Consider the following 25639-nt stretch of genomic DNA (forward strand, 5'->3'; position numbering starts at 1 on the left):
CGGTGAGAAGGCAGGTGCCACGGCGAACAGGGAGGGGCATGGACGACATCGGCTTCATGTGCGCCCGCTGCGACGGCGAGGTGCACGACGTGACCCACAACCGGGAGGGGACGCTGGACGGGGTCGGCTACCGCCACAACCGGCGCGTCGAACCTTGGGACCACGCGCTGGAGCTCGCGGTCGGGACGCCCGATCCGCCCCGCGCCGCCTGCGACTTCTGCGGCGCGGACGGGCCGGCGTGGCTCTACCCGCCGACGCTGGACCCCGAGGACACCGACATCTTCGAGGTGGAGCTGGACACCAGCCGGCTGTCCGACGACGACACCGCGGTGGCCGTCCTCAACATGCTCTACCCCTGGCTGGCCTGCGACACCTGCTCGGTGCTGGTCGCCGACCGCCGCGCCGACCTGCTGGTCGACCGGGCGCTGGAGCTCACCCCGGTGCCGGCGGGCGGCCCGGTCGACGAGGAGACGGTGCGCGCCCGGCTGCACGGCTCGCTGTCGGTGTTCTTCAGCACCCGCCCGGGGCGGCCGCAGCCGTCGCGGGCCCTGTGAACAGCGACCGGGATCACCCCCGGGCCGCCGCCGGGACGCCGCCGGATCGTCCGAAGCGCTGAATATGATCGGTGCCGTTTCGGTACGGTGGGAAACCGGGGGATTCCTGTGATCATTGACAAGCGCTTCCACGGCCCGGACGGCTCGGGCAACGGGGGGTACGTGGCGGGGCTGCTCGCCGCGCACGTCGACTCCGACACCGTGACGGTGTCGCTGCGCACGCCGCCGCCGCTGGACACCGAGCTGCGCGTCTCGCCCGCCGACGACCGCTGGCTCGGCGCGTGGCTGTGGAACGGCGACGAGCTCGTCGCCGAGGCGCTCACCGGCGCGATCGTGGTCCCGCCGGTGCCCGCCGTGGCGTTCGCGCGGGCCGAGCGGGCCGGCGCGGCGGCCCTGTCGTCCGAGGACCACCCCTTCCCGCGCTGCTTCGTCTGCGGGCCCGACCGCGACCCGGGCGACGGGCTGCGGCTCGCCGTCGGCCCGGTGGGCGAGGGCACGGTGGCGGCCGCCTGGCGGCCGGCCGGGCCGGTCACGCCCGAGCTGGTCTGGGCCGCGCTGGACTGCCCCGGCGGCCTCGCCTTCGACCTGGCGGGGCGGGCGGCGGTGCTCGGCACCATGACGGCCCGGGTCCTCGGGCTGCCCGAGCCCGGCGAGGAATGCGTGGTGATGGGCCGCGCGCGCAGCCGCGAGGGGCGCAAGCTGCACGCCGCGACCGCGCTCTACGGGGCGGACGGGGGGCTGCTCGGGCGGGCCGAGCAGATCTGGATCGAGGTCGATCCGGCCCGTTTCCGGTGATGGGCGGGCCGGCTGCACCCGGTGACCGCCCGGTGACCTTGTTCCGCTAACGCGCCGCGCGGCGGGGTCCCGGTCCCGATCAGGAGGTGAGGCGGCCCTACCGGTTACGTCGAAGTGGCGCCAAATGTGTCGTCCGACACGGTATGGCCCGGTAACGTCGCGTTGAATCTGAGCACCCGTGACCAATGGAGGTCGGGTCGAGATGAACGGTAACGGGTTTCTGGTGATCTGCGCGGCGGCGCTCGCCGTGTACATGGGGATGACGTGGGAGCGCGCCCGCCGCGCGCTGTTCGACGTGCGCAGCGGGCGGAAGCGGGTGGACAACCTGAAACGGGCGGCCACCCGCGAGCGCTTCCACGCCTACCTGGTGGTGACCGCCGCGGCGGCGGTCATCTTCATGATCGCGAAGTACCAGTAGTCCCCGGTCCGGCCCTCACGGGCCGGTGAACAGCGGGTCCTCGCGCTCCCCCGCGCCATGGCGCCCGCCGGCGTGCGGGGCGTCCTGGACGGGCGGCGTCCCGGTCGCCGGCGGCCGGGACGCGCCGGGCGCGGGCGGGAACGTCGGGAAGGACGTCCCGCCGGGCACCGGCGCCGCCAGCGGGCCGGACGGCATCGCCCCGAGCGGCGAGGGCGCCTGCCCCACCGGCGCGCCCATGGGCTGCCCCATCGGCTGCGCCACCGGGACGTGGCCGCCCTGCGGCACGGCCGGGGCCGCCGCCGGGGGGACGTTGGACGACAGGCTGCCCGACGACAGCGTGCTGTGGGTGAACTGGTCGACCTGCCGGCGCGCCCGGTCGGCCTCGGCGCGGGCGGCGTCGCGCTCCTCGGCGAGGGCGGTGAGGGCCGCCTGCTGCTCGGCGACCGACTGCGACAGCCGGCGGAGCTGCGCGGCCTGCTCGGCGAGCCGCCCCGACATCTCGTCGCGCTCGCCGGCCGCCGCGGTGGCCTGGGAGAGGGCGGCGTCGCGCTCCTTGACCGCCTCCTGGAGGCGCTCGGCGGCGCGCGCGGCCTCGCTCTCGGCGTCGGCGCGGGCGCGCTGGGCGGCGGTGCGCTCGGCCTCGGCCTTGCTGGCGGCCTGCATGGCGCGCTGGCGCTGCGCCTCGCTGTCGCGCATGGCGTTGCGCAGGTCCTCGGCGCCCTGGCGGACGACGGCGGCCTCGACGCGCTGCGCCTCGGCGCCGCCCTCGATCTCGGCGACGCGCGCGTGCAGGGCGACCAGCTCGGCGCGGGCGTTCTCCAGGGCGGCGAGCAGCTCGGTCTCGCGGGCGGCGATGCGGTCGCGCTCGCTCTCGGCGGCGAGCTTGGCGGTCATCGCCTGCTGCGCGATCTGGTGCGCCTCCTCCCACGCCTTCTCGGCGGCGTCGCGCTTGGCGGTGGCCAGCTTGGCCTCCTCGCGCGCCTGGGCGGCGTCGCGGTCGGCGAGGCCCGCGCGGTGGCGCGCCTGGCCGGCCTCCTGGCGGGCCTCGTCGGCCTGCCGCTGGGAGGCGTCGCGCTCGGTCTGCGCGACGGCGAGCTCGCGGGCCGCCTCGGCGCGCACCTCGGCGACGCGGCGCTCGACGCCGGCGACGCTGAGCTCGGCGGTGAGGGAGTCGGCGAGCAGGTCGGCGGCCTTCTCCAGGCGCTCGACCATGTCCCAGGTGGCGGCGACCTGGCCGGTGAGGCCGGGGGCGTCGCGGCCGCGCTCGCGGCGCTCGCGCGACTGGCGCTCGCAGGCGCCGTCGTTGTCCTGGCAGTAGCGGACGGCGCGGACGGCGCCGATCGCCTGCGGGACGGGCCGTCCGCAGTTGGCGCAGGGCCAGACCGTCACCGGGTCGCCCACCCGCGCGACCGCGGCCTCGCCCCGGACCCCCTGCACCGCCGCGGAGGGCACCCCGCCGGGCATGCCCATGGGCCTGCCCGGATCGCCCGGAACGCTGATGTCGCGCTCATCGCTGTTCGGCATGGAATGCACTTTACGGGCAAGTAGCCGGGGCTGCAGAGACTTGCGCACCCTGTGAGAAGGACGGTACGAGTGGTGACGGACCGGGCGGGCGGTCAGTCCGCGGCGCGCAGCGTCTTCCGGTAGGCGAGCCAGCGCTCGATCATCTCCGCGGCCTCGCGCTGCATGAAGGCGAAGAACTCCGCGCCCTCGTTCAGCCGCCGTCCCGCGCGGGTGTCCGCGCCGACCGCGCGGACGCCCTCGTACAGGCTCTCCTGGAACATGCGGGTGGTGCTCTCGCGGCCCGCGACGACCTCTTCCCACACGTTGTCGCGCACCCGGTAGACGTCGCGCCGGGAGCCGGGCTCGCGCTCGCGCGCCGCCATGTGCAGGTGCACCAGGTTGCGCACCGCGCCCGAGATGGCGGCGGGGCTGACCTGGAGCACCTCCGCGAGCTCGGCGGCGGTGAGGGCGCCGTCCTCCGACGCCAGCAGGGCGCCGAAGACGCGCGCGGGCATCCGCTGCCAGCCGGCGTCCTCCATCCGCACCGCGAAACGCTCGATGAAGCGCCGGACCGCGTCGATATCGGGGCCGGTGTCGGGCTCGCCCGCCTTCGGGTCGGTCACGCGCATCAGCTCCTGGATCCGGTCGGCTCCCCAGTGTAACCGGAAATTCAATCTCTTCACAGATTCATGAATCTGCTGTAGATTCTGAAATATGAACACGGCACTGGCCGTCTCCGGCCTGGTCAAGTCCTTCGGCCGGTCCCGCGCCCTCGACGGGCTCGACCTCACCGTGCGCGCCGGCGAGGTGCACGGCTTCCTCGGCCCGAACGGCGCGGGCAAGTCCACCACCATCCGGGTGCTCCTCGGCCTGCTGCGCGCCGACGCCGGCGACGCCGAGCTGCTCGGCGGCGACCCCTGGCGGCAGGCCACCGAGCTGCACCGGCGCCTCGCCTACGTCCCGGGCGACGTCACGCTCTGGCCGAACCTCACCGGCGGCGAGGTCATCGACCTGCTCGGCCGCCTGCGCGGCGGGCTGGACGAGCGGCGGCGCGACGAGCTGCTGCGGCGCTTCGAGCTGGACCCGCGCAAGAAGGGCCGCGCCTACTCCAAGGGCAACCGGCAGAAGGTCGCGCTCGTCGCCGCGCTCGCCTCCGACGCCGAGCTGCTGATCCTGGACGAGCCGACCTCGGGCCTCGACCCGCTCATGGAGGAGGTCTTCCAGGAGTGCGTGCGCGAGGAGCGCGAGAGCGGCCGCACCGTGCTGCTGTCCAGCCACATCCTCAGCGAGGTCGAGGCGCTCTGCGACCGGGTGACCATCATCCGCAAGGGGCGCACCGTCGAGAGCGGCACCCTCGCGGACCTCCGCCACCTCACCCGCACCTCGATCGAGGCCGAGCTCGCCGCCGCCCCCGACGGCGTCGCCGCGATGGAGGGCGTGCACGACGCCCGCGTCACCGGCACCACGATCGCGCTGGAGGTGGACACCGCCCGCCTGGACCCGGTGCTGCGGCGGCTCGCCGAGATCGGCGTGCGCGGCCTGGTCAGCCGCCCGCCCACGCTGGAGCAGCTGTTCCTGCGCCACTACGAGGACGACCTCGACAAGACCGCCGGGACCGCGCGATGAGCGCGGCGGCGGGCACCCCGGCCCTCGTCCGGCTCGCGCTGCGCCGCGACCGGATCATGATCCCGGCGTGGGTGCTGGTGACCTTCGTCCTGATCGCGGGCTCCGCGCGGGCCACCACGGACCTCTACGCGACGGTCGGGCAGCGGGTCCGGTTCGTGGCGACCAGCAACGGCACCCCGGCGATCGTCGCGCTCTACGGCCGCATCCCGGACGCGCGCTCGCCCGGCTCCGTCGCCCTGTTCAAGATCGACATCATCGGCGCGGTCCTCGCCGCCGTGCTGTCGATCCTGCTGGTCGTCCGGCACACCCGCGCCGAGGAGGAGAGCGGCCGGCTGGAGCTGGTCGGCGCGACCGGCGTCGGCCGCCGCGCCCCGCTCACCGCGGCGCTGCTCGTCGCCGGGGGCGCCGATCTCGCGCTCGGGCTGCTGTCGGCGGCCGGGCTCGTCGCGGTCGGGCTGCCGGTCGAGGGCTCGCTCGTCGCGGGCACCGCCTTCGCCACGGTCGGGTTCGCGTTCGCCGCCATCGCGGCCGTCGTCGCGCAGCTCACCAGTAGCGGGCGCGCCGCCGTCGGGCTGTCCTCGGCCGTCCTCGTCGCGGTGTACGTGGTGCGCGCGGCGGGCGACAGCGCGGACGCCGGCGGCGCCCGCCGGCTGACCTGGCTGTCCCCGCTCGGCTGGGGCCGCCAGTTCCGCCCCTACGCCGGGGACCGCTGGTGGGTGGCGCTCGTCACCCTCGGCTTCGCCGCCGTCATGGTCGCCGCCGCCTACGTCCTGGTGGCCCGCCGCGACCTCGGCGCCGGCCTGCTCCCCGACCGCCCGGGGCCCCCGCGCGCGGGACGGGCGCTGGCCGGGCCGCTCGGGCTGGCCTGGCGGCTCCAGCGCACGTCGCTGCTGTGGTGGACGGTCGCGTTCGCGATCCTCGGCGCCGTCCTCGGCGGGATGGCCGGCAGCGTGTCCGACATCGTCGGCGACAGCGCGGGCGCCGGCGACCTCATCACCAAGCTCGGCGGCGGCGAGGCGCTGACCGACGCGTTCCTGTCCACCGAGCTTTCGTTCCTCGGGATCGGCGCGGCGGTGTTCGGCGTCCAGACGGCGATGCGGGCCCGCGGCGAGGAGACCGCCGGCGCGGCCGAACTGGTGCTCGCCGCCTCCGTCGGCCGGTTCCGCTGGCTGGCGTCCTGGCTCGCCGTGGCGCTCGCGGGCACCGCGCTGCTCATGGCGGTGGCGGGCGTCGCGTCGGGGCTCGTGTACGCCGGGCAGAGCGGCGACGGCGGCGAGACGGGCCGCCTGGCCGGGGCGGCGCTCGCGCGCGTCCCGGCCGTCTGGGTGTCGGTCGGCGTCGTCGCCGCCGCGTTCGGGCTCCTGCCCCGTCTCGCGGCCGCCGGCTGGGCCGCGCTCGCGCTGTTCCTCGTGCTCACCGAAGGGGGGCCGCTGCTCGGCCTGCCGCAGGGCGTGCAGGACGTGTCGCCGTTCACGCACGTCCCTCACCTGCCCGGCGGGCAGGCGTCGGCGGCGCCCTTCGGCTGGCTGTTCGCCGTCGCGGTCGTGCTGCTCGCGGCGGGTCTCGCCGGGTTCCGCCGCCGCGACCTGACGTCCTGACGCGCGGGTCAGCGGCGGAAGCGGTCGGTCGCCTCGATGAGGCGGTGGAGGGTGCCGGGCTCGGCGCCGGCGTGCCCGGCGTCCTCCACCACGTGGAACTCCGCCTCCGGCCAGGCCAGGTGCAGGTCCCACGCGCCGACCAGGTTCGTCTTCATGTCGTACCGGCCGTTGACGATCACGGCGGGGATGTGGCGGATCCGGTCCAGGCCGCGCAGCAGCTGGTCCTCGGCCAGGAAGCAGCCGTTGCTGAAGTAGTGGTGGGAGATGCGGGCGAAGCCGAGGACCAGCCGGTCGTCCAGCTCGGGCGGCTCGGCCGGCAGCAGCGTGTTGGCCGACATCTCCCAGGCGACCCAGGCGCGCGCGGCGGGCAGGTGGACGGCCGGGTCGGGGTCGGCGAGGCGGCGCCCGTACGCGGCGAGCAGGTCGTCCTGCTCGGCGGCCGGGATGTGGCCCGCGAACGGCGCCCAGTCCTCGGGGAACAGCCGCGCCTGCCCGGCGGGCGTGAAGGCCCACTCCTCGTCGGAGGCGCGGGCGAGGTAGACGCCGCGCAGCACCATCTCGGTGACGCGCCCGGGATGCGCCTGCGCGTAGGCGAGGGCGAGGGTGCTCCCCCACGAGCCGCCGTGCACGAGCCAGCGCTCGACGCCGAGGTGCTCGCGCAGCCGCTCGATGTCGGCGACCAGGTGCCCGGTGGTGTTGGCGTCCAGGGACGTGCCCGGGTCGCCCGCGTGCGGGACGCTGCGCCCGCAGCCGCGCTGGTCGAACAGGACGATCCGGTAGGCGGCCGGGTCGAACAGGCGCCGGAAGGACGGCAGCAGGCCGCCGCCGGGGCCGCCGTGCAGGAACACCGCCGGTTTGCCGCCGGGGTCGCCGCACTCCTCCCAGTGGACGGCCGCGCCGTCCCCGACGTCCAGCAGGCCCGAGGCGTACGGTTCGGCCGGGGGGTACAGCGCGCGCGACACCATGATCTGAATTCTTACCCGATCATGGGGTCAGCTGCGCCATCGCCTTCCGGATCCGCTTGTCCGACACCGGGTACCGGGTGCCGAGCCGCTGCGCGAAGAGGCTGACCCGCAGCTCTTCGATCATCCAGCGGATCTGCCGGACCGGCTCGTCGTCGCGGCGGCCGGGCGGCAGCCGCCGCAGCAGCGCGCCGTACTCGCCGGCGAGCACCTCGGCCTGGTGGGCGGCGGCCCGGTCGCGGCCGGGGTTCTCCGGCAGCCGGTCGAGGCGCGCCTGGAGCGCCTTCAGGTAGCGCAGCAGGTCGGGCAGGCGGGCGGCGCCGGTCGCGGTGACGAACCCCGGGTGGACGAGTTCGGCGCGGCGCGCCTTGATGTCGGTGAGCGCCGGGACGAGCGTCAGGCTGGCGGTGCCGCGCAGCTTGCGGTCCAGCTCGTGGGAGGCGGCGAGGATCCGCTCGACCTGCCCGACGATCGCGGCGGTCGTGTCGTGCAGCTCGGCGCGGACGTGGTCGTACAGGCGGGTGAAGCCCGCCTCGTCCCAGGCCGGGCCGCCCGCCTGCGCGATGAGGTGGTCGGCGGCGGCCGTCACGCAGTCCTCGAACAGCTTGGCCACCGACCCGTCGGGGTTGTGGCTGAGCGCGAGCTTGGCCTGGTTGGTGAGGGCGCCCTGGATCGCCTTGGCGGGCGACGGCGCGTTCAGCAGGACGAGGCGGCGGGTGCCGCGCCACATGGCGCGGCGCTGCTCGGCCTCGGTCTCGTACATGCGGACGGCGACGGTGCCGCCCTCGTCGGTGAGCGCCGGGTACGCCTTCACCTGGTAGCCGGCCTGGCTGCGCTCGTAGGTGCGCGGCAGCGCGCCGACCGTCCAGGACGTGAGGCCGCCCCGCTCGACGCCCTCGGCGGACGCGGCCTCGGCCAGGGTGCCGCGCACTTTGGGGGCCAGGCGCCGCTTCAGGGCGTCCAGGTCGGTGTCCTCGCCGAGCGCGGCGCCCTGGGCGTCCTCGACGCGGAAGGTGATCCGCAGGTGCGCGGGCAGCCGGGACAGGTCCCACGCCTCGCGGGCGACCGGGACGCTCGTCAGCGCGGTCAGCTCGCGCTCCAGCGCGTCGAGCAGCGGCTCGGTGCGCGGCGCGACGCGTTCCAGGACGCGGCGGGCGTAGTCGGGCGCGGGCACGAAGTTGACCCGCAGCTGCTTCGGCAGGGAGCGGATCAGCTCGGTGACGAGCTCGGTGCGGAGGCCCGGGACGAGCCATTCGAAGCCCTGCGGCCGCACCTGGTTGAGGATCTGGACGGGGATGTGGACGGTGACGCCGTCGGCGTTCGCGCCCGGCTCGAACTGGTAGGTGAGGCGCAGCCGGAGCGGTCCCTGCTGCCAGCCGTCGGGGTAGTCGGCCTCGGTGACCTGCCCGGCGGCGGCGTTCATGAGCATCGACTTCTCGAAGGCCAGCCGGTCGGGCTCGCGGTGGCGGGCCTTCTTCCACCAGGCGTCGAAGTGGCGGCCCGACACCACGTCCTCGGGGACGCGCTTGTCGTAGAAGTCGAACAGGGTGTGGTCGTCGACGAGGATGTCGCGGCGCCGGGCGCGGTGCTCCAGCTCCTCGACCTCCTCCAGGAGGGCGCGGTTCTCGTGGAAGAACCGGTGGTGGGTCTCCCAGTCGCCCTCGACGAGGGCGTGCCGGATGAACAGCTCGCGCGACAGCTCCGGGTCGACGCGGCCGTAGTTGACGCGCCGCTGCGCCACGATCGGCACCCCGTACAGGGTGACCTTCTCGTAGGCCATGACGGCGGCCTGCTTCTTGGACCAGTGCGGCTCGCTGTAGGTGCGCTTGACGAGGTGCTCGGCGAGCGGCTCGACCCACTCGGGCTCGATCTTGGCGTTGACGCGGGCCCACAGCCGGGACGTCTCGACCAGCTCGGCCGACATGATCCAGCGCGGCGGCTTCTTGAACAGCGCCGACCCGGGGAACACGGCGAACTTGGCGTTCCGGGCACCGATGTACTCGCGCGACCCGCGCCGCTTGTCCCCCCCGCCCTCGTCCTTCTTCTCGGTGTCCATGAGCCCGATGTGCGAGAGCAGGCCCGCCAGCAGCGACTGGTGGATACGGTCCGGCGGCGCGTCGGTGCTGTTGAGGGTCACACCGAGGCCCTTGGCGACCTGCTTCAGCTGGCCGTGCAGGTCCTGCCATTCGCGGACGCGCAGGAAGTGCAGGAACTCGTTCTTGCACATGCGGCGGAACCGGCTGCCCGACAGCTCGTTCTGCTGCTCGCGCAGGTAGTTCCACAGGTTCAGGTAGGACAGGAAGTCCGAGGTGGGGTCGGCGAAGCGGCGGTGCTGCTCGTCGGCGGCCTGCTGGTGGTCCGAGGGGCGCTCGCGCGGGTCCTGGATGGACAGGGCGGCGGCGATGACGAGGACCTCGCGGACGCAGCCGTTGCGGTCGGCCTCCAGGACCATGCGGCCGAGCCGCGGGTCGACGGGCAGCTGGGCGAGGCGGCGGCCGGCCTCGGTGAGGCGCCTGCGGGGGTCCTTCTCGGCCGGGTCGAGCGCGCCGAGCTCGTGCAGCAGGTCGACGCCGGCCTTGACGTTGCGGCGGTCGGGCGGCTCGACGAACGGGAACGCGGCGATGTCGCCGAGGCCGAGGGCGGTCATCTGCAGGATGACCGAGGCGAGGTTGGTGCGCAGGATCTCGGGGTCGGTGAACTCGGGGCGGGACGCGAAGTCCTCCTCGGAGTACAGCCGGATGCAGATGCCGTCCGACACGCGGCCGCAGCGGCCCTTGCGCTGGTCGGCCGACGCCTGCGAGATCGGCTCGATGGGGAGCCGCTGCACCTTCAGCCGGTGGCTGTAGCGGGAGATGCGGGCGGTGCCGGGGTCCACGACGTACTTGATGCCGGGGACGGTGAGGGAGGTCTCGGCGACGTTGGTGGACAGCACGACGCGGCGGCTGCGGTGGGGCTGGAACACGCGGTGCTGCTCGGCGGCCGACAGCCGCGCGTAGAGCGGCAGGACCTCGGTCGCGGGCCCGCGCCTCCGCTCGAAGTGCTTGCCCAGCGCGTCGGCGGTGTCGCGGATCTCCCGCTCGCCGCTGAGGAAGACCAGGACGTCGCCGGGCGCCTCCAGCGCCAGCTCGTCCACCGCCTCGATGATCGCCTGGACCTGGTCGCGGTCGGGGTCGGCGCCCGGGTCGTCGGGGTCGGCGACGGGCCGGTAGCGGACCTCGACGGGGTAGGTGCGGCCGGACACCTCCACGATGGGGGCGTCGTCGAAGTGCCGGGAGAACCGCTCGGGGTCGATCGTCGCCGAGGTGATGATCACCTTGAGGTCGGGGCGGCGCGGCAGGATCTCCTTGACGTAGCCGAGCAGGAAGTCGATGTTCAGGCTGCGCTCGTGCGCCTCGTCGATGATGAGGGTGTCGTAGCGGCGGAGCAGCCGGTCGGTCTGGATCTCGGCGAGCAGGATGCCGTCGGTCATCAGCTTGACCAGCGTGCCGTCGCTCGACTCGTCGGTGAAGCGGACCTTGTAGCCGACGGCCGCGCCGAGGTCGGTGCCGAGCTCGGCGGCGATGCGGTCGGCGACGGTGCGGGCGGCGAGGCGGCGCGGCTGGGTGTGGCCGATGGCGCCGAGCACGCCGCGGCCGAGCTCCAGGCAGATCTTGGGGAGCTGGGTGGTCTTGCCCGACCCGGTCTCGCCGGCGACGATCACGACCTGGTGGTCGCGGATCGCGGCGGCGATGTCGGCGCGCTTGCGGCTGACCGGCAGCTCGTCGGGGTAGGTGATCGCGGGCACGGCGGCGCGCCGGCGGGCGACCCGCCGTTCGGCGGCCTCCACGTCGGCGGCGATCTGCGCGGTGACGCTCTCGCGGCGCGCGGCGTCCCGCATCTTCTGCGTCCCCTCGATCCGGCGGCGCAGGCGCTGCCGGTCGTAGGGCATCAGCTCGGGCAGGCGCGCGCGCAGATCGGCGAGCGGCGATGTCACAGGCGTCCTCATAACCGTCGATCAGGATAGGTCGCGGACGGGCGGATCGGCGAACGCTTTTCCCGGCTCCCTCGCGCGACCACCAGTGCAACGCCCGAGGCCACGGCGGCATTCCGGGCGCTCCCACCGGGTGGTCACCCCCCGACCCCTGCCCGATGTGCGGTGGATCGTTCATTATGGGCGACCATGGACACCCCTAGCGCGGCGGGGCGGTACCGGATCGACCGGCTCCTCGGGTCCGGCGCGTTCGCCACCGTGTGGCTCGGCCACGACGAGGAGCTGGCCTCCCCCGTCGCGATCAAGATCCTGGCCGAGCACTGGGTGCGGCGCACCGACGTGCGCGACCGGTTCGTGCAGGAGGCCCGGCTGCTCCGCCGGGTCGACTCGCACCGGCTGGTCCAGGTGTTCGACATCGGCGAGCTCCCCGACGGCCGCCCCTACTTCGTGATGACCTACGCCGACCAGGGCACGCTGGAGGACCTGCTGGCGGCGGCGCCGCTGCCCCTCGCCGAGGCGCTCCGGCTGGCCCGCGAGGTCGCGCTCGGGCTGCAGGAGCTGCACGGCCAGGGCATCGTGCACCGCGACCTGAAGCCCTCCAACGTGCTCATCCGCACCGCCACCGGCGGCGAGGAGCGGGTGATGGTCTCCGACCTCGGCATCGCCCGGTCCGGCGACCGGCTGTCCAGCCTCACCCTGCCCGCCGGGTCGCCCGGCTACATGGCGCCCGAGCAGACCATGATCGACGGGGCGCCGGACCACCGTGCCGACATCTACGGGCTCGGCGCGCTCACCTACCACCTGCTCACCGGCGAGCCGCCGGGCGAGGCGCGGCGGCCGCCGAGCCTGCTGCGGCCGGCCGTCCCGCCGCTGATCGACACGGTGGTGATGCGGGCGCTGGAGCCCGACCGGGACCGGCGCTGGCCGTCGGCGGCGGCGTTCGGCAAGGCCCTGGTCACCAGCGCGTCGCAGGCCGCCGTCGTCCTCGATCCCCCGGCGCGGCGGCGGCGCCCGCGCCGGGCGCTGCTGCTCGCCGGCGCGGGCGCGCTCGCCGTGGGCCTCGCCGCGGCCGGGGCGGCGGCGCTGGCGGCGCTGGACGGCGCGCACGGCGGGCGGGTCGCCGCCGACCGCGGCGCGATGGTCGGCGACCCGAACGGGCACTGGCTGCGCACCGACCGCGACGTCCCGCCCCGCTACCGGGCGCTGATCGTGCAGGCCGGCACCTGGTGCCGGCTGAGGGGCCTCAGCCCGGCGCTCGTCGCGGCGGTGCTGAAGGCCGAGAGCGGCTTCGACGCGCACCTGTCCGACCCCGGCCGCGACGAGTACGGCATCGCCCGCTGGACGCCCGGCACGCTCGCCTACTGGCAGCCCGGCGGGCCGCGCGACCCCGAGCCGCGCCCCGAGCAGATCACGCCGGAGCTGTCGGTCCCGGCGCTCGGCCGCTACTTCTGCTCGATGGGGCGCACGCTCGGCGACGTGCCGGGCGACCCCGCGCTGAACCTCGCCGCCGCCTACCGCTCATCGCCGTCGGCGGTGGTGCAGGCGCGCGGCGTCCCGCCCCGGTACCGGTCCTACACCGCGCAGGTCGCCCGCCACCTGGCCGAGTACCGGCCGGGCGGCGCTCAGGACGCGCCGTAGACGGGCTCGGGCGCGGGCGCCTGGGCGAGCAACTCCTTCATGGCCGCGCCGATCTCGGCGGGGTCCCAGCGGGCGCCCTTGTCGACGGCCGGGCCGTGCCGGAAGGCGTCCATCACGCAGAGGTGGCCGCCCTCGGCCTCGAAGACGCGGCCGGTGATCCCGCGCGACTCGGCCGACCCGAGCCAGACGACGAGCGGTGAGACGTTCTCGGGCGCCATGGCGTCGAACGCGCCCTCGGCGGGTGCGGCCATGGTCTGCGCGAACACCTCCTCGGTCATGCGGGTGCGCGCGGCGGGCGCGATCGCGTTGACGGTGACGCCGTAGCGGCCGAGTTCGGCGGCGGCGACGAGGGTCAGGCCGACGATGCCGGCCTTGGCGGCCGAGTAGTTGCCCTGGCCGACGCTGCCGAGCAGCCCGGCGCCCGAGGAGGTGTTGACGATGCGCGCGTCCACCGGGCGGCCCGCCTTGCTCTCGGCGCGCCAGTAGGCGCCGGCGTGCTTCAGCGGCAGGAAGTGGCCCTTGAGGTGGACGCGCATGACCGCGTCCCACTCGTCCTCCGCCAGGTTGACCAGCATCCGGTCGCGCAGGAACCCGGCGTTGTTGACCAGCACGTCCAGGCGCCCGAACCGCTCGACGGCGGCGGCGACCACGGCCCGCGCGCCCGCCTCGGTCGCGATGTCGTCGCCGTTCGCGACGGCCTCGCCGCCGAGGGCGCGGATCTCCTCGACGACCTCGCCGGCCGGGCCGCCGGACGCCTCCCCCGACCCGTCGCGGGCCACCCCGAGGTCGTTGACGACGACCCGCGCGCCCTGGCGGGCGAACTCCAGCGCGTGCGCACGGCCGAGGCCGCGGCCGGCCCCGGTGACGACGACGACCCGGTCCTGGCAGATCATGTGCGGTCAGTCCTTTCGGTTGGCGGTCGCGGCGTCCAGGAAGGCGGGCCGCTCGCCGCCGCCGTGCATCAGCAGCGTCGAGCCGGTCACGTAGGACGCCCGGTCGGAGGCGAGGAACACCGCGGCCTCGCCGACCTCGAAGGGGTCGGCGAGGCGCCCGGCGGGGACGGTGGCGGCGACGGCGGCGACGCCCGCCTCGTCGCCGTAGTGCAGGTGGGCCTGCTCGGTGCGGACCATCCCGAGGGTGATCGCGTTGACCCGGATGTCGGGCGCCCACTCGACCGCGAGGGAGCGGGTGAGGCTCTCCAGGCCGGCCTTGGCGGCGCCGTAGGCGGCGCTGCCGGGCGACGGTCGCACCGCGCTGACGCTGCTGATCATGAGGACGGATCCGCCGTGGCCGTCCGCGCGCATCCGTGCGGCGGCGGCCCGCGCCATGATCAGCGGCGCGGCCAGGTTCAGCTCCAGGATCCTCAGGTGGGTGCGCAGGTCCCCGTCCACCAGCGGCAGGAACGGGCCGCCGCCGGCGTTGTTGACCAGCACGTCCAGGCGGTCCAGGCCGGCGGTGAAGTCCTGGACGGCGTCGGGGTCGCGCACGTCCAGCGAGGCGAACCCCGCGGTCCGGCCGCCCGCCTCCGGCAGCGCGTCGGGCTCGCGGCGCGCGACCGCGACGACGTCGGCGCCCGCCTCCAGGAAGGCGCGGCTGATGCCGGCGCCGACGCCGCGCACCCCGCCGGTGACGACGACCGTCCGGCCGCTCAGGTCCAGCGTCAGCATCCTGTCCCTCCCGGTGGCGTCTGCTACGTTCAGTTCTAACAAATGTTTGGTGGAAAGGTAGCGTATGGGAGTCTCCACCACGACCCACCCCGGCGGGGTCGCCGAGATCGTCGTCGACGCGCCGCCGGTGAACGCCCTCACCGTCGCCGGCTGGTACGGGCTCGCCGACGCCGTCGTCGCGGCCGGCCGCGACCCGCGGGTCGGCGCCGTCGTCCTCCGCTCGGAGGGGCGCGGCTTCAACGCCGGCGTCGACATCAAGGAGATGCAGTCCACCGAGGGCCACGGCGCCCTGGTCGGCGCCAACCGCGGCTGCTACGCCGCCTTCGCCGCCGTCTACGACTGCGAGGTCCCGGTCGTCGCGGCCGTGCACGGCTTCTGCCTCGGCGGCGGGATCGGCCTCGCCGGCAATGCCGACATCGTCATCGCCGCCGACGACGCCTATTTCGGCCTGCCCGAGGTGGATCGCGGCGCGCTCGGCGCCGCCACGCACCTCGCCCGGCTCGTCCCCCAGCACCTCATGCGCGCGATGGTCTACACCTGCCGCAACGTCACCGCCGCCGAGCTGCACCACCACGGCTCGGTGCTGGAGGTCGTGGCGCGCGAGGACCTGCGCGCCAAGGCGCTGGAGGTCGCCGGGGACATCGCCGCCAAGGACCGGTACGTGATCCGCCGGGCCAAGGAGTCGCTGAACGGCATCGACCCGGTCGACGTCAAGCGCAGCTACCGGTTCGAGCAGGGCCTCACCTACGAGCTGAACCTCGTCGGCGCGGGCGACGCGCACCGGGACGCCTTCGTCGCCAAGGGGGCCCGGTGAGCGCCTTGGGCAAGGTCACCCCGGGCAAGGTCACCCCGGGCAAGGTCACCACGGTCGAGGCGATCGTCGGGTCGCTGGAGAGCGGCATGACGCTCGGCATCGGCGGCTGGGGGTCGCGGCGCAAGCCGATGGCGCTCGTCCGCGCGATCTGCGCCTCGCCGCTCACCGACCTCACCGTCGTCTCCTACGGCGGCCCCGACGTCGGGCTGCTCTGCGCGGCCGGCAAGGTCCGCCGCCTCGTCGCCCCGTTCGTCACCCTGGACTCGGTGCCGCTGGAGCCGCACTTCCGCGCCGCCCGCCAGACCGGCGCGATCGAGCTGACCGAGTACGACGAGGGCATGTTCATGTTCGGGCTGTACGCGGCGGCGCACCGGCTGCCGTTCCTGCCCACCCCCGCCGGGCTCGGCTCGGACGTCCTGAAGGTCAACCCGGACCTGCGGACCGTCCGCTCCCCCTACGCGGGCGGCGAGGAGCTGATCGCGGTGCCCGCGCTCACCATGGACGTCTCGCTCGTCCACATGAACCGCGCCGACGCGCGCGGCAACGGCCAGTACCTCGGGCCCGACCCCTACATGGACGACCTGTTCGCCAAGGCCGCCCCGCGCACCTACCTGTCGTGCGAGCGGCTCGTCGACACCGCCGACCTGCTGAAGGAGGGGCCGGTGCAGTCCCTGCTGATCAGCCGGGCGCACGTCACGGGCGTGGTGGAGACGCCGAACGGCGCGCACTTCACCGACTGCGAGCCCGACCACCGGCGCGACGAGGCGTTCCAGAAGCTGTACGTCAAGGCCGCGGGCGACCCGGAGGGGTGGGCGGCGTTCCGCGACCGCTTCCTGTCCGGCGACGAGGCCGCCTACCAGGACGCCGTGCGCGCGTGGCGGGAGGAGTCGCGATGACCGAGGCCACCGAGACGGGGACGGCGACGCGCGCGGAGGTCTGCGCGGCCGCGTGCGCCGACGCCTTCCGCGGCGACGGGGAGATCGTGGCGGCGGCCGTCGCCGGGCTCGTCCCGATGCTGGGGTCGCGGCTCGCCCGCATGACGTTCGAGCCGGGGCTGCTCACCACCGACGGCGGGCCGTCGCTCACCGCCGAGGCCGTCCCGCTCGGCGCGCCCGCCGATGTCGTGGAGGGCTGGCTGCCGTTCCGCGACCACCTGTGGCTGGTGCTGAACGGGCGCCGCCACGTGTGGATGGGCGCGAGCCAGATGGACCGCTACGGCAACGCCAACATCTCCTGCATCGGCGACTGGGCGAAGCCGAAGTCGCAGCTGCTCGGGGTGCGCGGCGCGCCCGGCAACACGCGGCTGAACACCACCAGCTACTGGATCCCCAAGCACTCGGCGCGCGTGTTCACCGAGCGCGTCGACTTCGCCAGCGGCGTCGGCCACGACCGGGGGGCCTTCGAGCTGCGCGTCGTCGTCACCAACCTCGCCGTCCTGGACTTCGCCACGCCCGACCACCGGATGCGGCTGCGGTCGGTGCACCCGGGCGTCGCGGTGGACGACGTCGTCGCCGCGACCGGGTTCGAGCTGGAGATCCCCGCCGAGGTGCCGGAGACGCGCGCGCCCACCGCCGAGGAGCTGCGGATCATGCGCGAGGTGCTGGACCCGAAGGGCCTGCGCGAGCGCGAGGTCCCGGCGTGAGCGCGGACGGCCGGGTCCTCGACACCGCGCTGACGCGCCTGGTCGGCGTCCGCCACCCCGTCGTGCAGACCGGGATGGGCTGGGTCGCCGGCCCGCGCCTCGTGTCGGCCGTCGCGAACGCGGGCGGCCTCGGCGTCCTCGCGTCGGCGACGATGACGCTGGAGCAGCTCGCGACCGCGATCGGCGAGGTCAAGGACCGCACCGGCGCGCCGTTCGGCGTCAACCTGCGCGCCGACGCCGGCGACGCGGGCGAGCGCATCGACCTGCTGATCAAGGAGGGGGTGCGGGTCGCCTCGTTCGCGCTCGCGCCCCGCCGGGAGCTGATCGGCCGGCTCAAGGACGCCGGCGTCGTGGTGATCCCCTCGGTCGGCGCCCGCCGGCACGCCGAGAAGGTCGCGGCCTGGGGCGCCGACGCGGTGCTCGTCCAGGGCGGCGAGGGCGGCGGCCACACCGGCCCCGTCGCGACGACGCTGCTGCTGCCGCAGGTGGTGGACGCCGTCGAGATCCCCGTCATCGCCGCGGGCGGCTTCTTCGACGGCCGCGGCCTCGCCGCCGCGCTCGCCTACGGCGCGGCGGGCGTGGCGATGGGCACCCGGTTCCTGCTCACCGCCGACAGCTCGGTGCCCGACGCCGTCAAGAAGGTCTACCTCGGGACGGCCGAGACGGTCGTGACGCGGCAGGTGGACGGGATGCCGCACCGCGTCCTGCGCAGCGACCTCGTGGACGGCCTGGAGCGCTCGGGGCGGCTCGGCGCGCTCGCCCGGGCGCTCCGCAACGCCGCCGCGTTCAAGAGGATCTCCGGAATGTCGTGGCGGGCGATGCTCGCCGACGGCCGCGCCATGAAGCACGGCAAGGACCTGTCGTGGTCGCAGGTGCTCATGGCGGGCAACACCCCGATGCTGCTGAAGGCCGCCATGGTCGACGGCCGCCCCGACCTCGGCGTGATGGCCTCCGGCCAGGCCGTCGCCGTCATCGACGACCTGCCGTCCTGCGCCGAGCTGATCGAGGCGATCGTCGCGCGGGCGGCCGAGCGGATCAGGGCGCAGCAGGCGGTGCTGGCGGGCTGAACCCGGCCAGCAGCAGGCCGAGGCCGCGCTCGAACTCCTCGTCGGCGCCGACCGACCGGGCCGCGCGCGCGGTCTCGGCCATCAGCGGGAACTCCGCCTCCGGCAACGCCGCGATCACGTCGGTGCCCGGCCCCGACAGCGGCCCGAGGTGCTCCAGCTGCACGGCCCCGATGATCTGCGCGGTGAGCGCGCGCAGCGCGACGACGCGCGCCCGCCCGTCCAGCCCGGCGCCGGTGAGGATGCCGAGGACGGTCTCCGACCAGCGCAGCAGGCCGGGCGAGCTGTGCCGGTGCGTCATCGTCAGGGGCACGGCCTCGGGGTGGGCGCCGATGGCGGCGCGCACCCGGCGCGCCATCTCGGCGACCCGCTCCTGCCAGGCGCCGCCCGCCGGCGGCGAGGTGTCCACGCCCGCCAGCATCAGCTCGACGATGAGGCCCTCCAGCTCGCGGCGGTCGCGGACGTAGCGGTAGAGGGCCATGGTGCTGACGCCGAGGCGCCCGGCGACGGCGCGCATGGACAGCGCGGCCAGCCCGCCGCCGTCGATGACGGCGAGCGCGGCGGCGGCGATCTGCGGCTGGGTGAAGGAGCGGGGACGCGGCATGAGGGTTGACAGCGTACGGCATACGCCTACGCTCTATGGGTGTATGCCGTACACCTACGAAGGAGCACCGCCGTGCCCTCTCCTCTCCCTGGCACCGTCGCCGCCCGCGAGCTGACCGCCGCCACCGGCGAGGCCGTCCCGATCCCCGACCCCGAACGCCTCGTCCACCTGCAGCTCCGCCGCTTCGCGGGCTGCCCGATCTGCAACCTGCACCTGCGCTCGGTCGCCGCCCGGCACGCCGAGATCGAGGCGGCCGGCGTCCGGGAGGTCGTCGTCTTCCACGCCCCGGCGGACGAGCTGCGCCCGCACGTCGAGGACCTGCCGTTCGCCGCGATCCCCGACCCGGACCGCGCCCTCTACCGCGAGTTCGGCGTCGAGTCCTCGCCCCGCGCGCTGCTCGACCCGCGCGTGTGGGGCACGATCGTGCGGTCGGTCGCGGCGGGCCTGCGGCGCGGCGACCGGAAGCCCGCCGCCCGCCCGCACGGCGGGCGGCTCGGCCTGCCCGGCGACGTCCTCATCGCCCCCGACGGCGCCGTCCTCGCCGCCAAGATCGGCGCGCACGCGGGCGACCAGTGGACGGTCGACGAGCTCCTCGCCCGCGCGCGCCTCCCCCGTCCGGTCCGCTGAGCGCGCGCGTGCGCGGTGCGGCGCTGACGCTCAGGGAGCGACGGCGAGGACGAGCTTGCCGGTCGTCGCGCCCGACTCGATGCGCCGGTGCGCTTCGGCGGCCCGCTCCAGCGGCAGCGTCTCCACGCCGACCCGCAGGTCGCCCGCGGCCGCGGCACGGACGGCCCGGCGGAGCGCCCGGCCCGCCTCGGCGGGGTGGGCGGCGGCGAACGCGGCGAGGTTGAACCCCGCCACGGTCTTGTTGGCGAACCACAGCCCGTTCGCCGACAGGCCGACGTCCTCGGCGCCCGAGGCGTTGCCCATGACGACCAGGCGCCCGAGCGGCGCCAGGGCGTCCAGGCCCGCCTGCCGGGACGGGCCGCCGACCATGTCCACCACGACGTCGAACAGGCCGTCCGGCCGCTCGCCGCGCAGCACGACCTCGGTGTAGCCGAACGCCCTCGCGGCCTCGACCTTGGCGGCACCGCCGACGCTGCCGACGACGCGGCCCGCGCCGAGCAGCCGGGCGGCCTGCCCGAGCTGGCTGCCGACGCCCCCGGCGGCGGCGTGCACGAGCACGCTCTCGCCGGGCTCGATGCGGGCGATCCGGTCGAGGACGAGGAAGGCGGTGGTGCTGTTGGACGGCACCGCCGCCGCCACGTCCAGCGGCAGGCCGTCCTCCAGCGGGGCGACGAGGTCGGCGGCGGTCACCGCGACCTCGGCGTAGCCGCCGCCGTCGACGATGGTGAGCGCCGCGACCGGCTGCCCGGGGCGCAGCCCGTCGACGCCGTCGCCGACGGCCCGCACATGACCCGACACCTCGATGCCGGGGACGAACGGCAGCGGCACGTCCACGACGCCCTGCCGGTAGAGGATCTCGGCGAAGTTCGCGCCGGCGTAGGCGACGTCGATCGCGACCTGGCCCGGCCCCGGCTCGGGGGCCTCGACGTCGGCGACGGTGAGCACGTCCGCCGCGCCGAAGCGGGGAATGGTGACGGCCCTCATCAGTAACGCGCTCCCACCGCGGCGGGGACGCCGTCGAGCTCGGCGAGGTCGGCGGCGGTGAGGTCGAGGTCGGCGGCGCCGGCGTTGTCGCGCAGGTACTTCGCCTTCTTGGTGCCGGGGATCGGGACGACGTGGTCGCCCTGCGCGAGCGTCCAGGCGATCGCGACCTGGGCGGGCGTCGCGCCGTGCCGGGCGGCGACGGCCTTGACGACGTCCACGATGGCGAGGTTGGCCTTCAGCGCCTCGCTCTGGAAGCGGGGGTTGGTGCTGCGGAAGTCGTCGCCCGCGAAGTCGGCGGCGGTCACCGTGCCGGTGAGGAAGCCGCGGCCGAGCGGGCTGAACGGCACGAACGCCGCGCCGCTGGCGGCGCACCAGCCGACGACGTCGCCGACCTCGGGGCTCGCCGAGGCGGTGCCGTCGCCGCCGCCGCCCGCGCTGCCGCCGGGCGCGCCGAGCGCGTCGCGCGTCCAGAGCGACAGCTCGGACTGGACCGCGGCGACCGGGTGGACGGCGTGGGCCTCGGCGGCCTGCGCGACCGTCACCTCCGACAGCCCGAGGTGGCGGACCTTGCCGGCCGCGACCAGCTCGGCCATCGCGCCCCAGGTCTCGGCGAGCGGCACCGCCGGGTCGACGCGGTGCAGGTAGTACAGGTCGATCACGTCGGTGCCGAGGCGGCGCAGGCTCTCCTCGGCCGAGGCCCGGACGTGCGCGGGCGAGCCGTCGCGGCGCATCGAGGAAGCGTCCCGCCCCTGCACCACGAGGCCGGTCTTGGTGGCGAGGACGGCCTCGTCGCGGCGGCCTTGCAGGGCGCGGCCGACGAGCTCCTCGTTGTCGCCGTTCCCGTACACCTGTGCGGTGTCGAGGAAGGTGACGCCGAGGTCGAGCGCCTCGCCGATGAGCGCCGCCGAGGCGGAGTCGTCGCGCTCGGCGGCGCTGTAGGCCCAGCTCATGCCCATGCAGCCGAGCCCGACGGCGCCGACGGCGGTTCCCTGGAAATCACGCGTCCGCATTGCGTTCGTCCTTTCCGTTCGCGATGGCACGATCGTGCCGCGCCGGCGGGCGGCCCGGCAGTGCGCGCTCATCCGGGGTCTGCCACCACCACCCTGCCGGGCGGCCTCAGCTCGCCCGGGACAGCCGGCGGTGCTCCATGTGGCGCTCCAGGCGCTCCTCGGTGCCCGTGCCGGGGCGGGGGTGGTGCAGGATCAGGCTGAGGCCCGGGCGGTCGGCGAGGGGCAGCGCCAGGGCGTCGAAGACCAGCTCGCCCGCCTCGGGGTGGCGGATCGCCTTGACGGCGTCGGTTCCGGCGGACACGTCGTGCCGCGCCCACAGCTCGGCGAACTCGGGGCAGGCGGCGCGCAGGCCGTCCGCCAGCCGGCCGAACTCCGGGTCGTCCGGGTGGCGGGCGCTGTCGGCGCGGAAGCGGGCGACGACGCCGGGCGCGGCCTCGGCCCACTCGGTGCTCATGGCGCGGAAGATGCCGTTGGTGAAGAAGGTGACCAGGCAGTTGCGGTCGGTGTCGCCGTAGCCGAACACCTCGCGCGCCGCGTCGTTGATGGCCAGGAAGTTCCAGTGCCGGTCGCGGACGTAGGCCGGGCGCGGCGCCCACGCCTCCAGCACGCGCCGCAGCTCCGGCGACACGGCGCCGCCGGCCGCGGTCCCCTCGGCCGGCGGCGGGTTCAGCCCGGCGAGCAGGTAGAGGTGCTCGCGCTCGGCGGCGTCCAGGCGGAGCGCCCGCGCGATCGCGTCCAGCACCTCGCCGGACACCTTGATGTCGCGTCCCTGCTCCAGCCAGGTGTACCAGGACACCCCGACCCCGGCGAGGACCGCGACCTCCTCGCGGCGCAGTCCCGGCGTCCGGCGGCGGCCCCCGGCGGGCATGCCGACGTCGGCGGGCGCGAGCCGCGCGCGCCGGGTGCGCAGGAAGTCGCGGAGCTCGGCGCGGCGCCGGTCGGCCCCGGAGTCGGGCGGTTCGTTGCTCATGGCGGCCACGATAGTCCGGCTCGTCACGATCATCCCGGCGTGCGCCCGGCGGCGGCGCCACCCGTCGTCTAGGGTGTGAACCCGGCACCGGAGGGCGAAGGGCGGTTGGGGCGATGATGACCGGTCCCGGGACTGGACCGCTGGGCGACCAGCAACCGGGCGACGCCCCGGGGGCGGCCGGGCCGGGCGGCTCGGGCCTCGCCGACCTCGCGGCGGCCGTCGAGCGGGCCGTCGCCACCGCGATGCTCGCCTGGAACCGCGCCGACCAGGGGCTGGAGGTGCACGTCTCCCCGGTCCAGCTGCGCGCGATCGAGACGATCGCCCGGCAGGACCGGATCAACCTCGGCGGCCTCGCCGCCGAGCTCGGCGTCATCCCCTCCTCGGCCAGCCGGCTCTGCGACCGGCTGGAGGCCGCCGGGCTGATCCTGCGCGAGCCCGCGCAGGCCGACCGGCGCGAGATCATCGTGACGCTGAGCCGGGACGGCCAGGCGCTCTGCGCGTCGCTGTCGCGCCGCCGCCGGGCCGTCGTCGCCGCGGCCCTCGCCGAGCTGTCGGCGCCCTCCCGGGCGCGCCTGCTGGACAGCCTCACCGAGTTCGCGCGGGCCTGCGAGCAGCAGGCCGTCCGCCGCACCGGTACGGCGGGGTCCCGTCCCGCCTGACCGATATTTGTCACACGGCAAATTCTCTGTCATCCTCTGCGCGGGGCCTCCGCCCTGCGGCGTCCGCCGAGCGGGGCGATCCCGCCGTGCTGACAGCGAGAGGAAACGGCGGCACATGAGCACCGAGCACCGTCCGTGCGGCGTGGAACGGGCGTTGCGGGAGGCGCCCGCGAACGCGCTCCCCGAGGCGCTCATCGCGACGCTGCGGCTGAACTACCCGCGCGTCGCCGCGGTCCGGCTGCTCCTCGCCGACTACCACCTGCGCTCGCTGCTGCCGGTCGGCCCCGAGGAGCCCGCCGACCCCGTCCGCGTGCACGGCACCGCCGCCGGCCGCGCCTTCGCCACCGGCCGCGTCGTCACCGAGGACGGCGCCGCGGTGTCGGTCCCGGTGACCGCGCGCGGCGACCGCCTCGGCGTGCTCGCCATCACCCTGAGCGCCCCCGCCGCCGAGGACGAGCTGCTGGAGCTCGGCGAGATCGGCCGCATCGCCGGCGGCGCGCTGAAGGTCGCCTGGCCCCTCACCGACCGCTACGAGCGGGCCCGCCGGCGGCGCCGCCTCACCCTGGCCGCCGAGCTGCAGTGGCAGCTCCTGCCCGGCCAGTCGATGTCCGGCGACCGCTTCACCGTCGGCGGCCACCTGGAGCCCGCCTACTCGATCGGCGGCGACAACTACGACTGGGTCGCCGAGCAGGACCAGCTCACCCTCAGCGTCACCAACGGGGCGGGCACCGGCACCCAGGCCGCGCTGCTCACCTCGCTCGTCGTCGGCGCGCTCCGCAACGCCCGCCGCTCGGGCGCCGACCTCGCCGAGCAGGCGAGCCTCGCCAACGACATGGTGCACGCCCGGCACGGCGGCAAGGAGTTCACCGAGACGCTGCTCATCGGCGTCGACCTCACCAGCGGCGCCGTCACGGTCGTGGACGCCGGGTCGCCGCGGATCCTGCGGATGCGCGGCACCCAGGTCACCCCCATCGAGCTCGACCAGCAGCTCCCGCTCGGCATGTTCGCCGACACCGAGTACCGGCCCCAGCGGTTCGCCCTGGAGCCCGGGGACCGCCTCGTCATCTGCAGCGACGGCGTCTACTCGGCGGCCTCGCAGCGCGGTGACGACTTCGGCGCCCACCTGCTGGAGCAGACCGTGCGGCGCACCCGGCTGCAGGACGCCGCGGCGGTGCCGCTGTCGATCGTCGGGGAGCTCATGGACTTCCAGGGCGAGCACGACCTCGGCGACGACGCCATCGTCGTCTGCCTGGACTGGCACGACGAGGCGGCCCGGCGCTGACCCCGGCGGCGGCCCGGCGGGCGGGTCAGTCCGCCAGCAGCCGCCGGCCGATGACCATCTTCTGGATGTCGGCGGTGCCCTCGCCGATCAGCAGCATCGGCGCCTCCCGGTACAGGCGCTCGATCTCGTACTCGGTGGAGTAGCCGTACCCGCCGTGGATGCGGAAGGCGTCCTCCACCACCTCCTTGCAGTACTCGCTCGCCAGGTACTTGGCCATCCCGGCCTCCAGATCGTTGCGCTCGCCGCCGTCCTTGCGGCGCGCCGCCATCACCGTCATCTGGTGGGCGGCCTCGACCTTGGTCGCCATGTCCGCCAGCCGGAACAGCACGGCCTGGTGCTCGGCGATCGGGCGGCCGAACGTCTCGCGCTCGCGGGCGTAGGCCAGCGCGAGCTCGTAGGCGCGGCGGGCGACGCCGCAGCCGCGCGCGGCGACGTTGACGCGGCCGACCTCGACGCCGTCCATCATCTGGTAGAAGCCGCGCCCCGGCTCCCCGCCGAGGAGCTGGCCGGCGCCGACCCGGTGGGCGTCGAAGAGCAGCTCGGTGGTGTCGACGCCCTTGTAGCCCATCTTGCCGATCTTCCCGGGGACGGTGAGGCCGGGCGCGACCTCCCCGAACCCCGGCTCCTTGTCGACCAGGAACGTCGTCATGCCGCGGTGCCCGGCGTCCGGGTCGGTCTTGACCAGGGTCGCGACGAGGTGGGCGCTGCCGCCGTTGGTCAGCCACATCTTCCGGCCGGTGATCAGGTAGCCGTCCCCGTCGGGCACCGCGCGGGTGCGGATCGCCGCGACGTCCGAGCCGCAGCCGGGCTCGGACATGGAGAACGCGCCGCGCACCTCGCCGGTCGCCATCCGCGGCAGGTAGCGGTCCCGCTGCTCGGCGGTGCCGTGGTGGGCGATCATCCAGGCGACGATGAAGTGGGTGTTGACGATGCCCGACACGCTCATCCAGCCGCGCGACAGCTCCTCGACGACGAGGGCGTAGGTGAGCAGCGACGCGCCGAGCCCGCCGTGCTCCTCGCCGATCATGAGGCCGAACAGGCCGAGCTCCCGCATCCCGTCGACGATCTCCTGCGGGTAGGCGTCGGCGCGCTCCAGGTCGCCCGCGACGGGCAGGACCTCGCGGTCCACGAAGTCCCGGACGACGGCCACGATCGCGCGCTGCTCGTCGGTCAGCCCGTAGGTCTGCTGCAGCCTGCCCATCGCGGTTCCTCCGCTCGCCCGGAACGAGATTTTTTATACGATAGGGGGAGG

Annotated in this window: 24 protein-coding genes; 13 read left to right on the top strand and 11 right to left on the bottom strand. The window is 75.2% G+C overall.

Annotation, left to right across the window (positions count from 1 at the left end):
• The first annotated feature begins 38 nt into the window (after positions 1-38).
• The 3 genes from K1Y72_RS27570 to K1Y72_RS27580 all read left to right on the top strand — a co-directional run bounded on the left by K1Y72_RS27570 (position 39) and on the right by K1Y72_RS27580 (position 1767).
• Positions 39-554: a hypothetical protein gene (locus tag K1Y72_RS27570; protein WP_220169396.1), complete on the top strand. Its 516-nt coding sequence runs from the start codon at positions 39-41 to the stop codon at positions 552-554.
• Between the two features lie 108 nt (positions 555-662).
• Positions 663-1349, top strand: coding sequence for a hypothetical protein (locus K1Y72_RS27575; protein ID WP_220169397.1), 687 nt, complete (start codon positions 663-665; stop codon positions 1347-1349).
• Between the two features lie 202 nt (positions 1350-1551).
• Entirely contained in the window at positions 1552-1767 is a 216-nt protein-coding gene (locus K1Y72_RS27580; protein WP_220169398.1) for a hypothetical protein, read from the top strand.
• Positions 1768-1782: 15 nt separating this feature from the next.
• Here the strand turns inward: K1Y72_RS27580 and K1Y72_RS27585 are convergent, their stop codons facing one another.
• Together K1Y72_RS27585 and K1Y72_RS27590 are read right to left on the bottom strand one after the other, a co-directional pair.
• Positions 1783-3291, bottom strand: coding sequence for a coiled-coil domain-containing protein (locus K1Y72_RS27585; protein ID WP_258573943.1), 1509 nt, complete (start codon positions 3289-3291; stop codon positions 1783-1785).
• Positions 3292-3383: 92 nt separating this feature from the next.
• On the bottom strand, positions 3384-3893 hold the full coding sequence (locus K1Y72_RS27590) for a GbsR/MarR family transcriptional regulator (RefSeq protein ID WP_220169399.1): 510 nt from the start codon (positions 3891-3893) through the stop codon (positions 3384-3386).
• 91 nt (positions 3894-3984) lie between these two features.
• On the opposite strand from K1Y72_RS27590, the gene K1Y72_RS27595 reads away from it, so the two are divergent.
• Together K1Y72_RS27595 and K1Y72_RS27600 are read left to right on the top strand one after the other, a co-directional pair.
• On the top strand, positions 3985-4896 hold the full coding sequence (locus tag K1Y72_RS27595) for an ABC transporter ATP-binding protein (RefSeq protein WP_220169400.1): 912 nt from the start codon (positions 3985-3987) through the stop codon (positions 4894-4896).
• Positions 4893-6494, top strand: coding sequence for an ABC transporter permease (locus K1Y72_RS27600; protein WP_220169401.1), 1602 nt, complete (start codon positions 4893-4895; stop codon positions 6492-6494). Before K1Y72_RS27595 ends, K1Y72_RS27600 begins: the two co-directional genes overlap by 4 nt.
• Positions 6495-6502: 8 nt before the next feature.
• Here K1Y72_RS27600 and pip read toward each other — a convergent pair whose 3' ends face one another.
• Both pip and hrpA read right to left on the bottom strand, forming a co-directional pair.
• Complete coding sequence (gene pip, locus K1Y72_RS27605) at positions 6503-7459, bottom strand: prolyl aminopeptidase (protein WP_220169402.1); 957 nt, start codon at positions 7457-7459, stop codon at positions 6503-6505.
• 19 nt (positions 7460-7478) lie between these two features.
• A complete protein-coding gene (hrpA, locus tag K1Y72_RS27610; RefSeq protein ID WP_220169403.1) occupies positions 7479-11441 on the bottom strand; it encodes an ATP-dependent RNA helicase HrpA in 3963 nt (1320 codons plus the stop codon).
• Positions 11442-11615: 174 nt separating this feature from the next.
• Here hrpA and K1Y72_RS27615 point away from each other — a divergent pair, with 174 nt between their 5' ends.
• Complete coding sequence (locus K1Y72_RS27615) at positions 11616-13064, top strand: protein kinase domain-containing protein (protein WP_220169404.1); 1449 nt, start codon at positions 11616-11618, stop codon at positions 13062-13064.
• Here the strand turns inward: K1Y72_RS27615 and K1Y72_RS27620 are convergent.
• Both K1Y72_RS27620 and K1Y72_RS27625 read right to left on the bottom strand, forming a co-directional pair.
• On the bottom strand, positions 13049-13957 hold the full coding sequence (locus K1Y72_RS27620) for an SDR family oxidoreductase (protein WP_220169405.1): 909 nt from the start codon (positions 13955-13957) through the stop codon (positions 13049-13051). The two genes, K1Y72_RS27615 and K1Y72_RS27620, sit on opposite strands and share 16 nt — an antisense overlap.
• Positions 13958-13963: 6 nt before the next feature.
• Positions 13964-14731, bottom strand: coding sequence for an SDR family oxidoreductase (locus K1Y72_RS27625; RefSeq protein ID WP_220169406.1), 768 nt, complete (start codon positions 14729-14731; stop codon positions 13964-13966).
• Between the two features lie 64 nt (positions 14732-14795).
• Between K1Y72_RS27625 and K1Y72_RS27630 the strand changes: the two genes are divergently transcribed.
• The 4 genes from K1Y72_RS27630 to K1Y72_RS27645 are packed head-to-tail and all read left to right on the top strand — an operon-like array spanning position 14796 to position 18254.
• Positions 14796-15545: an enoyl-CoA hydratase family protein gene (locus K1Y72_RS27630; RefSeq protein ID WP_220169407.1), complete on the top strand. Its 750-nt coding sequence runs from the start codon at positions 14796-14798 to the stop codon at positions 15543-15545.
• 5 nt (positions 15546-15550) lie between these two features.
• Positions 15551-16441, top strand: a complete 891-nt coding sequence (locus K1Y72_RS27635; protein WP_258573979.1) for a CoA transferase subunit A — start codon at positions 15551-15553, stop codon at positions 16439-16441.
• Positions 16438-17187 carry a CoA-transferase subunit beta gene (locus K1Y72_RS27640; protein WP_220169408.1) on the top strand — a complete coding sequence of 250 codons (750 nt, stop codon included), beginning with the start codon at positions 16438-16440 and terminating at the stop codon, positions 17185-17187. The genes K1Y72_RS27635 and K1Y72_RS27640 overlap by 4 nt, the downstream gene beginning before the upstream one ends.
• Positions 17184-18254, top strand: a complete 1071-nt coding sequence (locus tag K1Y72_RS27645; RefSeq protein WP_220169409.1) for an NAD(P)H-dependent flavin oxidoreductase — start codon at positions 17184-17186, stop codon at positions 18252-18254. The genes K1Y72_RS27640 and K1Y72_RS27645 overlap by 4 nt, the downstream gene beginning before the upstream one ends.
• Here the strand turns inward: K1Y72_RS27645 and K1Y72_RS27650 are convergent.
• Positions 18223-18855, bottom strand: a complete 633-nt coding sequence (locus K1Y72_RS27650) for a TetR/AcrR family transcriptional regulator (protein ID WP_220169410.1) — start codon at positions 18853-18855, stop codon at positions 18223-18225. The two genes, K1Y72_RS27645 and K1Y72_RS27650, sit on opposite strands and share 32 nt — an antisense overlap.
• A 72-nt stretch (positions 18856-18927) precedes the next feature.
• Between K1Y72_RS27650 and K1Y72_RS27655 the strand changes: the two genes are divergently transcribed.
• On the top strand, positions 18928-19482 hold the full coding sequence (locus K1Y72_RS27655) for a peroxiredoxin-like family protein (RefSeq protein ID WP_220169411.1): 555 nt from the start codon (positions 18928-18930) through the stop codon (positions 19480-19482).
• A 30-nt stretch (positions 19483-19512) separates the two neighbouring features.
• Here the strand turns inward: K1Y72_RS27655 and K1Y72_RS27660 are convergent, their stop codons facing one another.
• The 3 genes from K1Y72_RS27660 to K1Y72_RS27670 form a co-directional block, all read right to left on the bottom strand.
• Positions 19513-20466, bottom strand: coding sequence for a quinone oxidoreductase family protein (locus K1Y72_RS27660; RefSeq protein WP_220169412.1), 954 nt, complete (start codon positions 20464-20466; stop codon positions 19513-19515).
• Entirely contained in the window at positions 20466-21476 is a 1011-nt protein-coding gene (locus K1Y72_RS27665) for an aldo/keto reductase (RefSeq protein ID WP_220169413.1), read from the bottom strand. Before K1Y72_RS27665 ends, K1Y72_RS27660 begins: the two co-directional genes overlap by 1 nt.
• A gap of 106 nt (positions 21477-21582) precedes the next feature.
• Complete coding sequence (locus tag K1Y72_RS27670) at positions 21583-22446, bottom strand: helix-turn-helix transcriptional regulator (protein WP_220169414.1); 864 nt, start codon at positions 22444-22446, stop codon at positions 21583-21585.
• 113 nt (positions 22447-22559) lie between these two features.
• On the opposite strand from K1Y72_RS27670, the gene K1Y72_RS27675 reads away from it, so the two are divergent.
• Together K1Y72_RS27675 and K1Y72_RS27680 are read left to right on the top strand one after the other, a co-directional pair.
• Complete coding sequence (locus K1Y72_RS27675) at positions 22560-23105, top strand: MarR family winged helix-turn-helix transcriptional regulator (protein WP_220169415.1); 546 nt, start codon at positions 22560-22562, stop codon at positions 23103-23105.
• Between the two features lie 115 nt (positions 23106-23220).
• Positions 23221-24387, top strand: a complete 1167-nt coding sequence (locus tag K1Y72_RS27680) for a PP2C family protein-serine/threonine phosphatase (protein WP_220169416.1) — start codon at positions 23221-23223, stop codon at positions 24385-24387.
• Positions 24388-24412: 25 nt separating this feature from the next.
• Here K1Y72_RS27680 and K1Y72_RS27685 read toward each other — a convergent pair whose 3' ends face one another.
• On the bottom strand, positions 24413-25588 hold the full coding sequence (locus K1Y72_RS27685; protein WP_220169417.1) for an acyl-CoA dehydrogenase family protein: 1176 nt from the start codon (positions 25586-25588) through the stop codon (positions 24413-24415).
• Positions 25589-25639: the final 51 nt, after the last annotated feature.

The sequence above is a fragment of the Actinomadura parmotrematis genome, from assembly GCF_019458805.1.
Taxonomy (GTDB): Bacteria; Actinomycetota; Actinomycetes; order Streptosporangiales; family Streptosporangiaceae; genus Spirillospora; species Spirillospora parmotrematis.

Bases quoted from the DNA above. Each gene is read 5' to 3' on its own strand.
- K1Y72_RS27620 (WP_220169405.1), bottom strand. From the start codon at position 13,957: ATGATCTGCCAGGACCGGGTCGTCGTCGTCACCGGGGCCGGCCGCGGC.
- K1Y72_RS27640 (WP_220169408.1), top strand. From the start codon at position 16,438: ATGACCGAGGCCACCGAGACGGGGACGGCGACGCGCGCGGAGGTCTGC.
- K1Y72_RS27630 (WP_220169407.1), top strand. From the start codon at position 14,796: ATGGGAGTCTCCACCACGACCCACCCCGGCGGGGTCGCCGAGATCGTC.
- K1Y72_RS27570 (WP_220169396.1), top strand. From the start codon at position 39: ATGGACGACATCGGCTTCATGTGCGCCCGCTGCGACGGCGAGGTGCAC.
- K1Y72_RS27580 (WP_220169398.1), top strand. From the start codon at position 1,552: ATGAACGGTAACGGGTTTCTGGTGATCTGCGCGGCGGCGCTCGCCGTG.
- K1Y72_RS27625 (WP_220169406.1), bottom strand. From the start codon at position 14,731: ATGCTGACGCTGGACCTGAGCGGCCGGACGGTCGTCGTCACCGGCGGG.
- K1Y72_RS27665 (WP_220169413.1), bottom strand. From the start codon at position 21,476: ATGCGGACGCGTGATTTCCAGGGAACCGCCGTCGGCGCCGTCGGGCTC.
- pip (WP_220169402.1), bottom strand. From the start codon at position 7,459: ATGGTGTCGCGCGCGCTGTACCCCCCGGCCGAACCGTACGCCTCGGGC.
- K1Y72_RS27685 (WP_220169417.1), bottom strand. From the start codon at position 25,588: ATGGGCAGGCTGCAGCAGACCTACGGGCTGACCGACGAGCAGCGCGCG.
- hrpA (WP_220169403.1), bottom strand. From the start codon at position 11,441: ATGAGGACGCCTGTGACATCGCCGCTCGCCGATCTGCGCGCGCGCCTG.
- K1Y72_RS27615 (WP_220169404.1), top strand. From the start codon at position 11,616: ATGGACACCCCTAGCGCGGCGGGGCGGTACCGGATCGACCGGCTCCTC.
- K1Y72_RS27650 (WP_220169410.1), bottom strand. From the start codon at position 18,855: ATGCCGCGTCCCCGCTCCTTCACCCAGCCGCAGATCGCCGCCGCCGCG.
- K1Y72_RS27680 (WP_220169416.1), top strand. From the start codon at position 23,221: ATGAGCACCGAGCACCGTCCGTGCGGCGTGGAACGGGCGTTGCGGGAG.
- K1Y72_RS27600 (WP_220169401.1), top strand. From the start codon at position 4,893: ATGAGCGCGGCGGCGGGCACCCCGGCCCTCGTCCGGCTCGCGCTGCGC.
- K1Y72_RS27670 (WP_220169414.1), bottom strand. From the start codon at position 22,446: ATGAGCAACGAACCGCCCGACTCCGGGGCCGACCGGCGCCGCGCCGAG.
- K1Y72_RS27675 (WP_220169415.1), top strand. From the start codon at position 22,560: ATGATGACCGGTCCCGGGACTGGACCGCTGGGCGACCAGCAACCGGGC.
- K1Y72_RS27585 (WP_258573943.1), bottom strand. From the start codon at position 3,291: ATGCCGAACAGCGATGAGCGCGACATCAGCGTTCCGGGCGATCCGGGC.
- K1Y72_RS27595 (WP_220169400.1), top strand. From the start codon at position 3,985: ATGAACACGGCACTGGCCGTCTCCGGCCTGGTCAAGTCCTTCGGCCGG.
- K1Y72_RS27660 (WP_220169412.1), bottom strand. From the start codon at position 20,466: ATGAGGGCCGTCACCATTCCCCGCTTCGGCGCGGCGGACGTGCTCACC.